Origin of the sequence: Paenibacillus cookii, assembly GCF_018333375.1 — a bacterium.
GTDB classification, from domain to species: Bacteria; Bacillota; Bacilli; order Paenibacillales; family Paenibacillaceae; genus Paenibacillus_AQ; species Paenibacillus_AQ cookii.
Genome location: NZ_BORW01000024.1, coordinates 13,854 through 25,574, shown reverse-complemented (window position 1 = coordinate 25,574; position 11,721 = coordinate 13,854). Strand labels below are relative to the sequence as shown.

12 protein-coding genes and 1 pseudogene are annotated in these 11,721 nt (G+C 55.5%); 11 read left to right on the top strand and 2 right to left on the bottom strand.

Annotated elements, in window-relative coordinates; translation table 11 throughout:
• The first annotated feature begins 215 nt into the window (after positions 1-215).
• The 3 genes from KI367_RS18740 to murI are packed head-to-tail and all read left to right on the top strand — an operon-like array spanning position 216 to position 2,205.
• Positions 216-716 (top strand): DinB family protein, encoded by a 501-nt coding sequence (locus tag KI367_RS18740; protein WP_246537093.1) that lies wholly within the window; start codon positions 216-218, stop codon positions 714-716.
• A 25-nt stretch (positions 717-741) separates the two neighbouring features.
• Positions 742-1,344, top strand: a complete 603-nt coding sequence (locus KI367_RS18735) for a GNAT family N-acetyltransferase (RefSeq protein WP_212951535.1) — start codon at positions 742-744, stop codon at positions 1,342-1,344.
• A 51-nt stretch (positions 1,345-1,395) separates the two neighbouring features.
• Positions 1,396-2,205 (top strand): glutamate racemase, encoded by an 810-nt coding sequence (murI, locus tag KI367_RS18730; protein ID WP_212951533.1) that lies wholly within the window; start codon positions 1,396-1,398, stop codon positions 2,203-2,205.
• A gap of 213 nt (positions 2,206-2,418) precedes the next feature.
• Here the strand turns inward: murI and KI367_RS18725 are convergent, their stop codons facing one another.
• Together KI367_RS18725 and KI367_RS18720 are read right to left on the bottom strand one after the other, a co-directional pair.
• Complete coding sequence (locus KI367_RS18725; RefSeq protein WP_246537092.1) at positions 2,419-3,180, bottom strand: MBL fold metallo-hydrolase; 762 nt, start codon at positions 3,178-3,180, stop codon at positions 2,419-2,421.
• 256 nt (positions 3,181-3,436) lie between these two features.
• Positions 3,437-4,486 carry a 2,3-butanediol dehydrogenase gene (locus KI367_RS18720; RefSeq protein WP_212951532.1) on the bottom strand — a complete coding sequence of 350 codons (1,050 nt, stop codon included), beginning with the start codon at positions 4,484-4,486 and terminating at the stop codon, positions 3,437-3,439.
• Positions 4,487-4,780: 294 nt separating this feature from the next.
• Here KI367_RS18720 and KI367_RS18715 point away from each other — a divergent pair, with 294 nt between their 5' ends.
• The 8 genes and pseudogenes from KI367_RS18715 to KI367_RS18680 all read left to right on the top strand — a co-directional run bounded on the left by KI367_RS18715 (position 4,781) and on the right by KI367_RS18680 (position 11,697).
• Complete coding sequence (locus KI367_RS18715; protein WP_212951530.1) at positions 4,781-5,812, top strand: LacI family DNA-binding transcriptional regulator; 1,032 nt, start codon at positions 4,781-4,783, stop codon at positions 5,810-5,812.
• Positions 5,813-5,839: 27 nt separating this feature from the next.
• Positions 5,840-6,335 (top strand): annotated as a pseudogene (locus tag KI367_RS18710) (tetratricopeptide repeat protein).
• Positions 6,336-6,375: 40 nt separating this feature from the next.
• Positions 6,376-6,798 (top strand): metallothiol transferase FosB, encoded by a 423-nt coding sequence (gene fosB, locus KI367_RS18705; RefSeq protein WP_036710254.1) that lies wholly within the window; start codon positions 6,376-6,378, stop codon positions 6,796-6,798.
• Between the two features lie 15 nt (positions 6,799-6,813).
• Entirely contained in the window at positions 6,814-7,398 is a 585-nt protein-coding gene (locus KI367_RS18700) for a histidine phosphatase family protein (protein ID WP_036710258.1), read from the top strand.
• 36 nt (positions 7,399-7,434) lie between these two features.
• Complete coding sequence (locus KI367_RS18695) at positions 7,435-8,358, top strand: carbohydrate kinase family protein (protein WP_212951528.1); 924 nt, start codon at positions 7,435-7,437, stop codon at positions 8,356-8,358.
• 227 nt (positions 8,359-8,585) lie between these two features.
• Positions 8,586-9,518, top strand: coding sequence for a 1-phosphofructokinase (pfkB, locus tag KI367_RS18690; RefSeq protein WP_212951527.1), 933 nt, complete (start codon positions 8,586-8,588; stop codon positions 9,516-9,518).
• A gap of 248 nt (positions 9,519-9,766) precedes the next feature.
• A complete protein-coding gene (locus tag KI367_RS18685) occupies positions 9,767-10,450 on the top strand; it encodes an HAD family hydrolase (protein WP_212951525.1) in 684 nt (227 codons plus the stop codon).
• Positions 10,451-10,656: 206 nt separating this feature from the next.
• Positions 10,657-11,697 (top strand): ABC transporter substrate-binding protein, encoded by a 1,041-nt coding sequence (locus KI367_RS18680; protein ID WP_036710384.1) that lies wholly within the window; start codon positions 10,657-10,659, stop codon positions 11,695-11,697.
• Positions 11,698-11,721: the final 24 nt, after the last annotated feature.

Genomic DNA, 11,721 nt, shown 5'->3' with positions numbered 1-11,721 from the left:
CCGGGTGGAAGACCACCCGGTTTTGTCGTGTTTTCTCGGGATTATCGTTTGCGGGCTCTGATTGCGGCAGCCGGAATCGATCCGTGGTATACTGTGTTTAACTTTTGAAAAACGATCCCTAAACGCTATGAAAAATAGCAGCCGCGGAGGGAATGCAGACCCTTTGCGGCATAGGATAAAACGAAGATGGTAAGGGGATGGAAGGGAGCGGCAGCTTGAAGACCTGGTTTGAGTATAACTGGCAGGTGAGAGATGAGTGGTTTGAGGTGTTCGGCGGGTTGCCCGCCGGCGAACTCGCCAAGGAACGGACGGGGGGCGTCGGATCGATACTTCGGACGCTGTTCCATATCGTTGACGTGGAACTGAGCTGGATCCGGGCGATCGAAGGAATGGAGGATTGGGAGCCTCGTTTCGAGGATTACGCATCGCTGGAGAAAATCAGGATGCTGTCGGAGGATTGCCGCGGCCAAATCAAGGATATTTTATCGAAGGTAAACGCGGAAAAAGAGAGAACCGTGGTGCGCGTTCCATGGCACGCGGAGCCGCTTGTGTACGGCGAAGTGCTGCGGCACGTCATCGCCCACGAAATTCACCACGTCGGCCAGCTTTCGGTTTGGGCCAAGGAGCTTGGCATCAAACGCGTATCGGCGAATGTCATCGGCCGCGGGCTTGGAGAAACCCTTCTTCAAGAACCATCCGCAAGAACCTTATTTTAAAATCAGGCAAAGGTTGTGCTAAGCAGTGTATCGAATCAGCAGCATGAACGCGGAGGACGCGGCGGTCATCGCATTGTGGCAATATCCGCCTCCCTATGAGCTGTACAGCATGGACGGGAGCCAAGAGGATGCCGCCGAGCTGATGAACGGCGATTACGTATCCGTCAAGGATGCCGAAGGACGCGTCATCGGATTTTATTGCACGGGCATTTCGGCCCGAGTCCCCGGCGGTTATGCCGCGGGAATCTATGAAGATGATTCTTTGGTGGACTTTGGCCTCGGGATGAAGCCCGAGCTGACGGGACAGGGGCATGGCCGCCGCTTTGTCGAGGAGGGCATCGGGTACGTGCAGCGTACGTTTCCGGGAAAAGGGATCCGGCTGGTCGTCGCCGCTTTTAACGAGCGGGCGATCCGCGCTTACGGGAAGGCGGGGTTCGAGCGGGCGGGCGTCTTGTCTTCCCCCGTACACGGCCGGGAAACCCGTTTATTTGCATGGTCCGCGGGCGGGTTTAACTTGGCCGGGGCCGGGTTCGTGACGGCTTCAAACCGCGGCGATTCACGGCAATGTATGATTTTTCCACGGCGGTTATCCTTGACTTTTGGCCATAATTTGGTTTTCATCATATAGGGAACCAAAGAACCATGTGAAACGAATCTATGAAAAAATCAGGTGAACAACATGCGAATTGCGCTTTTTGATTCAGGGTTAGGCGGATTGACCGTCCTTTCTGAAGCCGTGAAGCAGCTGCCCGAAGAGGATTTTTTGTTTTTTGCCGATACCCTTCATGCGCCCTACGGCACGAAAACCAAGGAGCAGGTGCAGGACTTTGTGCGTGAGTCGCTGGATCAAATTTTGCGGGAAGACATCAAGGCGCTGGTCATCGCCTGCAATACCGCAACCAGCGCGGCGGCGGAGGAACTACGCCAGGAATACCGCTTTCCGATCATCGGGATGGAACCTGCGGTGAAGCCGGCCGTCGAAATGAACCGCAACACCGGAAAAAGAGTATTGGTCGCCGCGACGCCGCTGACGCTTCACCAATCGAAATACGCCCAGCTTGTCTCCCGCGTGGACGACCACAGCATCGTGGATTCGCTCCCTCTGCCCGAACTGGTTGCGTATTGCGAAGCCATGCAGTTTGATCCCGGCGTGATGACGGCTTATTTTGAAGAAAAATTTGCGCCGTACGATTTGAACGATTATGGAACGCTTGTATTGGGATGCACCCATTTTCCATTTTATAAGCCGCTGCTCAGCCGGATTTTGCCGGCGCATATGGAGATTATCGACGGCAGCCGCGGCACGGTCCGCAGGCTCCGGAGCGTTTTGGCGGAGCAAAAACTACTGGGCTCGGGCGGCAAGGGGGAAATTCGTTTTGCTTGCTCCGGCCGGGAACCGGATTACTTGCGGAAAATGCAGCAGGCCTTCGAGCTCTACCACAGCCGCGGAACGGCAAACACGGGCAGAGCTGTAAAAGTAACGGGTTAGAGCCGCATCGGGCGCCATCCGTCCGAGCGCTAAGCTTATCCGTCACGAATCAACCGGGAATCGCGGGGATTTGTGGCGGATTTTTTGCCGTTTCGTGCCGCCGGCGTTGCCGACGTCTTTTTAAGTCGTCCGGGAATCAAGCGGCCTGTCGACGACCGGGAGCAAGAAACTTCTGTTATATTGATCAGACGCAATGCATATTTGACGGCTCCCTTAGAGGCCGGCCAGTTCCCGCAAGGTTCGGGAAAGGTTTTCGTCTTTGTACATGCCGCCATGGTAGCAGATGATCGTTTCGATCTCGCAGCCGGCAAGCTTTCCGACCGATTCCATCGCCCTTCCCATGTCCAGCGTCTGGTCCGGATCCGGTCCGTATAAACGTCCGTCGACGACCCGGAGCGCATCGGCGGCGATCAGCGTTTTGGTAGGAACATGGTATAGGCTGATGTGTCCCGGAGTATGTCCCGGCGTTGCTATCACTTCGATGCCGCCGCAGATGTCCAGCCTTTGTCCGTCATGAATGACCCTGTGCACGGGGGATTTGGGCGGATTTTTTAATGTGGAGAGGAAGGCCTGCTTCCACGCGTCCGGAACGGTGGGGGGAATCATGGCTTCCGCTGCGGCAAGCGCTTCGGGCGTTATTTTTAATAACATCTTTTCGCCTTCGATAAAAGGTTTTTCTTCCGCGCTGGCCATCACCTCGACGTCATGCCCCGCCTCTTCGAGGATTGCCGGAAGGCTTCCGATATGGTCGATGTCCTGGTGGGTCAAGATGACCTGCGTCACGTCCTGCATGCGAAGTCCGTAAGGGCTTAGCGCTTCGGCGAATTTGCCGAGCTGGCCGGGATATCCGGCGTCGACCAACACCGCGTGCCCCTCATCATGGATCAGCACGGGATGAATGATGTCCTCTTTCCCCAAAACGACGGCTGCGATGTCAAGCATATGAATACGATAATTTTGCGTGGCTGGGTTCATGCCGCACCTCCAAAGGTTCTGAAAAATGTAAGGCAGGTACTATGATAGCGCCACAAAAATTATAATCAAACCAAAATATTTAATCATAACATAAAATAGAGAATTTGTCAATATAAAAATTATCGACTCATTTTGTCTCGATCCGCTTCGACATGGCGGATAAAAAAAGAGCCGGATTTCTCAGGACGAGAATCCGGCTTTGCAATAGGTGGTTGGAAGTTGGATTGATCAAAAGAAGAGAACGATCCCGGATCGGTTATTCCGGTTTCACGAGAATTTTAACCTGGTTTTTTTCCTTCAGCAGCGTTTCGAAGCCTTCGGAGAGCACGTCGCCGAGCGAAATCCGCTTGGTCACGAGTTTCTCCGCAGGGAAATACCCCTGCTCCATCAGGCTGAGGACCGCAGGGAAGACGTCGCGGTACCCGATGATGCCTTTGACGGTCCGTTCCATCAAGACGACGTTGTTCGGGTGGATTGGCGCCTCTTTTTCGAAGATGCTGACGATCATCAGCTCGCCGCCCATTTTGGTGGATTCCAGCGCCTGCGTGAGCACAGGGGGAACGCCGGTAACTTCATAGGCGACGTCCACGCCGCCCTGCGTGCGTTTATGGATTTCCTTCACGGCGTCGAATTCCTTCGGATCGATGACGATCGCGCCGAGCTCCGCCGCTTTTTGTTTGCGTTCCGGAGACAGCTCGACCGCGTAAATCTCGGATGCGCCGGAAGCTTTTAATGCCTCGATCACGAGCAGGCCGATCGGTCCCATGCCGAATACGGCCGCTTTATCGCCGACTTTCAGCTTGCTGGAACGGACCGCATGCAGAGCGACCGCAGACGGTTCGACAAGCGCGCCCTGCTCGAAGGACACGGAATCCGGAATTTTATGGACCATGGCTTCATCCGCCGCGACGTAACCGGAAAATCCGCCGCCCCCGCCGGCAAGTCCAAGAAAGCCCATGTCGGAGCACAGGTTGTATTTGCCTTGCTTGCAGGCTTCGCATTTGCCGCACGCGAAAATCGGCTCGACGACGACCCGGTCGCCGACGCCGAATTTTGTCACGCCTTCGCCGATTTCGACGATTTGCCCGGAGAATTCATGTCCCATCACGATCGGGGCTTTTTCGCCGGTCAGCGGATGAGGGGCTGACTCGGGAATAAAGATCGGTCCGGCCGTGTATTCATGCAGGTCGCTGCCGCAAATGCCGCACCATTCCACTTTGATTTTGACTTTGCCGCCCGTTGCGACAGGTTCTTCGATGGTGTCCAGACGCAGGTCTTTTTGGCCATGCCATCTTAATGCTTTCATGCTTGACATCTCCATTTCGATCTTAGGTTCTGAATAGGTTCAGATGAGCTTGGTTGCTCGCATATCGGAAACGTTTCCGAAAACTAATATGTCACAACTTCACAGGATTGTCAAACCGGTTTCGAAACGGGGGGCACAGTTTTTTTCTTGAAAAAAAGGCTTTTAAGCTGGGGCGTTTCACCTGGTTCTCCGCGTGATTTAACCGCCAAAACTTTCATGGTATAATAGAAATAGTGGATGAAAATATGGAGCGGAAATAGGAAACGATTCCGAACGAAGGAGGGCCGTGTCGGCTTGTCAAAAAACTCGAAAGTCACCATCGAAGATGTCGCCAAAAAAGCCGGCGTCGGGATCGCGACGGTATCCAGGGCCATCAACAATTCCGGGGGCATCAGCGAAAAAACGAAAGCGAAGGTGCTTCAAGCGATCGAAGAACTTGGTTTCATCCCGAGCATTGCGGCGCAAAGCCTGAAGGTGCGCAGCACCTATCAGATTGCGCTTGCCGTGCCCGATATCCGCAACGCGTTCATGCCCGAAATCGCCTGGTCCGTGGAGCAGGCCGCCAAACATCACGGCTACCGCGTCGTCAACATCAACACGTCCGGCATCGGGCAGATCGAGCTGGAGACGATCCGCGACGTCAAAAAGCTGCACGTGGACGGCCTCATCATTTTGCCGCTGGCGTATCCGAAAAACTTCGTCGAGCTCGTCAACAAATCGCCGGTGCCGATCTCGGTCATCAACTACGGGAAAAAGCTGGGGCCCGACATTAAAGCGGACGTGGTTTGCATGTCGCAGCAGGAAGGGCGCCTTGCGATGGAGCATTTGCTCAGCATCGGCCGCACGAGGATCGGTTACGCCGGAGCGCCGAAGGATATCATCGAGGAACGCTACAACGCTTATGTCAATTCGCTGGCGCACGTCGATTTGTCGCTGGTTTATTTCGGCGAGGACTTCTCGCTTAGCACGGGGGCGAAAGCCGCCGATTATTTCAAAAGCCTGAAACATATGCCGGACGCGGTTTACGCCGGGAACGACATGGTCGCCATCGGGCTGATCAACCGTTTTAAAGAGCTTGGGGTCAGGGTACCGGAGGACGTGGCCGTGGTCGGCATCGACAACAACATTTGGACGACGCTCACTTCCCCGCAGATCAGCTCGGTATCCATCATGGGGGCGGAAGTGTCCCGCCTGGCGACGGAGCTGCTGCTGAAACGGATCCGCGAACCGTCCAAAGGCGCTTACGAGAGGGTGCAATTCGAACCAAGGCTGATCGTTCGCGAGTCCAGCGTGAAGATGAAGCGGAGCACGGTCTACCTGGACTAACGGGCTTGGAAAGGAAGGGGAGGAAACATGCCGGATACGGAACAAAAGATTCGTCAGGCGATATCGCTGCGGGAATCGGGCGATGCCGAACAGGCCAGGAAGTTATGGCTGTCGCTGCTGGAAGAGGAGCCGGGCAATGCGGAAATTTGGTACCAGACGGCATGGACCCACGATGTCCTCGGTCTCGAAAGGGAGGCGGTGCCGTATTATGAAGAAGCCATCCGGTTAGGGCTCGCCGAAGAATCGCTGGCAGGCGCGCTGCTCGGTCTTGGCAGCACCTTCAGGTCGCTCGGGGAATACGGCCGGGCGGCGGAGGTGCTTGAACGGGGAATGGGCGCGTTTCCGTAAGCGAAGAGAATTCCGCGTGTTTTATGCGATGGTGTTGTATAATTTAGGCAGACACCCGAAGGCGATGGAACTGCTGCTTGCCGAAATCGCCGATACGTCCGGGGATGACGGGATTCGGGGTTACGCTAGGGCGATCCGCTTTTATGCCGATAAGCTGGATGAAGTATGGCAGTGAGCGAAGCCGATCCGGGAGTTTCAAGGAAAGGAGCGGCCGCATGAAATTGCAGGGAATCAATCATATTTGTTTCTCCGTTTCGAATCTCGACGCCTCGACGGCCTTCTATGAAAACGTATTTGGAGCAAAACGGCTCGTCAAAGGGAGAAAGCTTGCCTACTTCGATTTGGAAGGGCTGTGGATTGCCCTGAACGAAGAGGATGCAAAGCGAGAAGCGATGCCGCGGACGTATACCCATATCGCCTTTTCGGTGGCGGAAGAAGAGTTCGACTTATGGCCCCGCCGCCTGAGGGAACTTGATGTCACAATCCTGCCCGGACGGGAACGCGATGAAAAGGATAAGCGATCGGTCTATTTCCTGGACCCGGACGGACACCGCTTCGAGCTTCACACGGGCACGCTGCAGGACCGCCTCGATTATTACCGGGCGGAAAAAGGCCATATGACATTTTACGACGAATAACAGGGGGAACATAGGATGACGACGATTGGATGGGTCAGACACGGCATTACCGACTGGAACGTGGCGAAAAAGGCGCAGGGACAAACGGATATTCCGCTTAATGATACGGGCCGGGCGCAAGCCCGGGCGCTGGCGGAACGGTTCCGGAACGAGACATGGGATGCCGTGTACGCAAGCGATTTGTCGCGGGCGAAGGAAACGGCGGAAACGATTGCCAAAGCGCTTGGCATTCCGCTCTATATCGATGAGCGTTTGCGTGAGAAAGGCTGCGGTAAAATCGAAGGCACGACGGAGGAAGACCGGATCCGCATGTGGGGCGAGGACTGGCGGGAGTTTGAGCTTGGCATCGAGACCGAAGAGTCGATGATTGCGCGCGGAACGGAACTCGTGAAGGAGGTTTGCCAGCGGCATCCCGGGCAGCGCGTGCTCCTCGTCAGCCATGGCGCCTTGATCTCGACGCTGCTTCCGGCGCTCGTTGCGAACATGGGGGAACGCCAGCATCTTCACAACACGTCGGTCACGTTGATCCGCAAGCTGGATGAACAGTGGGTATGCGATTTGTACAACTGCCGCCGTCATTTGGACGCCGTCAATTTGTAATGCGGGCATAAGACCAATTGCAAAGGGGAAAATGCCGTGAAAATCGTTGTCGTAGGCGAGTTGAACGTGGACGTTATTTTGGCCGGCACCGACGTGATGCCGGAGTGGAACAGGGAAAAGCTGATCGATTCCTTTGACGTCGTGCTGGGTTCGTCTTCGGCGATTACCGCATGCGCGCTGGCATCGCTTGGCGCCGAAGTTCATTTCGTAAGCGTGGTGGGGGAAGACGACTTCGGGCGTTTTTGCTTGCGCGAGCTGGATCGGATGCAGGTGAATACCGAACATGTCCTCCGGAAGGCGGATCTTAAAACCGGGGTCACCTTGTCATTTTCGACGCCGCGGGACCGCGGACTGCTCACGTACCCGGGCAGCATTCCGCTGCTTGCGCCGGAGCACCTCCCTGCGGGGCTGCTTGCGGAAGCGGACCATGTGCATTCCGGTTCTTATTTTCTTCAGGACGGCATGCGGCCGCATTGGGAAACGTTGTTTGCGGGCCTTCGGGCCGAGGGGGCGACGACCTCCTTTGACACCGGCTGGGACGTCCGCGGATTGTGGTACCGCGAACAAATCGACCGACTGCTGCCGCACACGGACCTGTTTATTCCGAGCGAAGAGGAAATGATGCACATTTACGGGGCCGAAAGCGTAAAAGAAGCGGCCAGAGGGCTTCCGGCAGGCGTACATACCGTGGTCGTCAAATACGGCAAAAGGGGAGCGATGCTGTTCACGCGAGAGCAGGCACCGGAACTGGTCTCCTCCTTCCAAGTCGCGCCGGTCGATACGACCGGTGCAGGGGACGCTTTTAATGCCGGTTTGATCTATGCTTACCGCAGCGGTTTGCGCGGACGGGAGCTGGTGAGGTTCGCCAACGCGAGCGGGGCGATTTCGACGCTGGGGATCGGGGGGACGGGCTCCCTGCCGACGCTGGAAAAAGTAAACGCGATGCTGGAAGAGGCGTGAGAAGCTTCGGAATGTAACGTTGTGCAATTTGAGGCATGCAGGTATACTTTGGATATTGCCGATGTGCCCGGCGGCATGGGCTTTTTTGCCCATGAGCGCAAGGGCTTCAGGGGGCATCGAGACGGATAGCAAACGGTGAGCAGGCAGCGAAGGACGGCTTTCCCCGGGCCGGGTCATGACGGATAAGGCGCTCACGTTCACGGCTAGGATGGGATGACAGGGTATTTATGATTACGACCGTAACATTGAATGCAGCCATCGATAAGACGTATTTTCTTCCGACGTTTCCGCTGGGCAAGGTTTCAAGGGTACAGCGGTACCGCGCCGCGCCGGGCGGCAAAGGAATCAACGTGGCGAAGGTCGTGGCCCAGCTCGGCGTGCCGGTGACCGCAACCGGTTTCGTCGGCGGATTTAACGGCGAAATGATCAAACAGCTATTGGACCGGATGGGCATCGGGCATGATTTTGTCTCCGTTCAAGGGGAGTCGCGGGTTTGCCTGAACATTTTGGACGAGGAAAACGGTATTTCCACCGAGCTTTTGGAGCCGGGGCCGACCGTCGACCCGCAGGCTTTGGCGCAGATGGAAGAGAAAATCCGCGAGCACGCCGCCAAATCCCGCATCGTTTGCTTTAGCGGCAGCCTGCCGGCCGGGGTTCCGAAGGATTTTTACGTGAAGCTCGTGTCAATCGCCAAAGAAGCCGGAGCCTACGTCATTTTGGATGCCAGCGGGGACGCGCTGCGCTTCGGCCTGGAAGCCGGGCCGGATATGATCAAACCGAACGAAGAGGAAGTCGAGGGGCTTCTCGGCATCCGCGTTCAGGACGAGGCCGCGCTCCAAAAGGCGGTCGAAACGCTCCTGCAAAAATACGGCATGGACCGGATCAGCGTCTCGCTCGGCGGCGCAGGCTCCATGGTGGCGTCCCAAGCGGGAACTTTCCGCGTGGAAACGCCGAAGGTCGACGTCGTGAACACGGTCGGCTGCGGGGATTCGTACGTCGCCGGAATGGCGGTCTCGCTGGCCACAGGGCTGTCTCTCGAAGAAGGGCTGGCTCTGGCTTCGGCGGCAGGCACTTCCAACGCCATGACGGACGAAGCGGGGCTGATCGAACCGGAAGAGGTGGAACGGCTGCGCGGGCAGGTACGGATCACGGCATTATAACTTGCGGGAGTATCATTTGTATGGCCGGGCGCGTTGGCGTCCGGTCTTTCGCCGCTTCCCGAAAAAAGAGGAATGTGCCGCGCCGGCGAAGAATTTTATAGTATAAACCGAGTCCTATTTCAGAGCAAGCGTGAAGCAAGCGGCTGTTTATTTTCCCGGGGAAAGGGCGGGTTCTGACCGAACGGCTGGGAAAATGGGGATCGGCTACGGAGCAAAGAAAAGAATACGAGGACGAAAAGGGGATTTACATGATTAAAGCGCTTATTTTTGATTTCGACGGATTGATCGTGGATACGGAAACGCCGGCCTACCACGCCTTTTGCAAAATATACAAGGAATACGGCAAGGAGCTCCCGCTCGAAATGTATGCCCGGTGCGTGGGGACTTCCTTCGAATTTTTCAACCCATATACATACCTCGCCGAATTGCTTGAACAGGCCGGGGATGCCGAACGGATCCGCAAGCAGGTCGACGTTTGCTACCGGGAGTTGCTGAAGGACGTGCAGCCGAGGCCCGGCGTCGTCAGCTATCTGCAGGAAGCCAAAAGGCTGGGGCTGCGGGTTTGCATCGCCTCGAGCTCCTATTACAACTGGATCGAGCCGTACCTGGACAAATTCAGCCTGCACGATTATTTCGAATTCTTCAATACGGCCGATTTGGTCAAGAAGGTGAAGCCGGACCCCGAGCTTTATCAATTATCGCTGCAAAAGCTGGAGATCCGGCCGGAGGAAGCGGTCTCTTTCGAAGATTCCTTGAACGGGTTTATCGCGGCGAAACAAGCCGGAGTCCGTACCGTGATCGTGCCGAACGAGATGACGACGACCTTTTCGTTCGAAGGTTACGACCTGAAAATCCCCGACATGGAAGCGATGCCGTTAAACGAGCTGATCGAACGGCTGGAGAAGCAAAACCGGGTAGGCGAATTGGAATAATCATCCTTTAAAATCCGATAAAAAAATTCATTTTTTTACATGATACCGATTGACGGATGCCGGAGTGCCCCTTTATGATTATGAATAATCAACGGATTGTATGGAATGGAAAATTTTATACGATCGGCACTCTTTTTTTTACCCGATTGCTTTAATGCTTTCGAACACAAAAGCAGTGTAGAGGAAAATGTTGGAGGGGTCTAATGATGTTGAAGAAAAAATGGCTGCCTGTCGTCATGTCGGCGCTTTTGGCGGCAGCGCTTGCAGGTTGCGGCAGTTCTGACGGCAAGAAAACGGAAGCCGGCGGCTCCGGAAACCAAGCGGACAAAAAAACGTATAAAATCGCCATTTCCCAAATCGTCGAGCACCCGTCGCTTGACGCGACGCGGGAAGGCTTCATGGCAGCGCTTAAGGATGCGGGGTTGTCCGAAGGCGACAATCTGGAAGTGGATTATAAAAACGCCCAAAATGATCCGGCGACCAACCTGTCCATCGCGCAAAAGTTTGCTTCGGGCAAGGAAGACCTCGTGCTTGCCATCGCCACCAGCTCGGCGCAGGCCGTCGTGAAGGAGGTCAAGGACAAACCGGTCCTGTTCGCCTCCGTGACCGATCCGGTCGATGCCAAGATCGTTTCCAGCCTGGAGAAGCCGGGCGGCAACGTGACCGGCGTTTCCGACACGAATCCCGAGGCGGTTCAACGGCTGATGGATTTTATCGCCAAGCATTTTCCGAACATCAAATCGGTAGGTCTGATCATCAACGAAGGGGAGCAGAATGCGGTCGTCATGGCCAAAAATGCCGAAGAAGCGCTGGCCAAGCATAACATCAAGCTGGTCAAAGCGGCCGTGACCAACACGTCCGAAGTCAAGCAAGCCGCGCAGTCATTGGTCGGCCGCGCCGACGCGCTTTTCATTACGCTGGACAATACCGTGGTCAGCGGAGCGGATACGATCATCCAAGTGGCCAACGAAAATCATATTCCGTTTTTCTCGAGCGACTACGACACGGTTGAAAAAGGCGCGTTCGCGACCGTCGGCTTCAAATATTTCGATCACGGATACGAGGTCGGCAAACTTGCGGCGGACATTTTGAAAAACGGTAAAAATCCGGGAGAGATTCCGGTGAAAATGCAGGAGAAGCTGGACGTCGTTCTCAATTTGAAGGCTGCCGAGGCGCAAGGGGTTACGGTAACGGAAGAAATGAAGAACGAAGTGCAGGACAAGGAGAACTACATCATCAATAAGTAACGGCACGGATTGGTGTGATAGGGA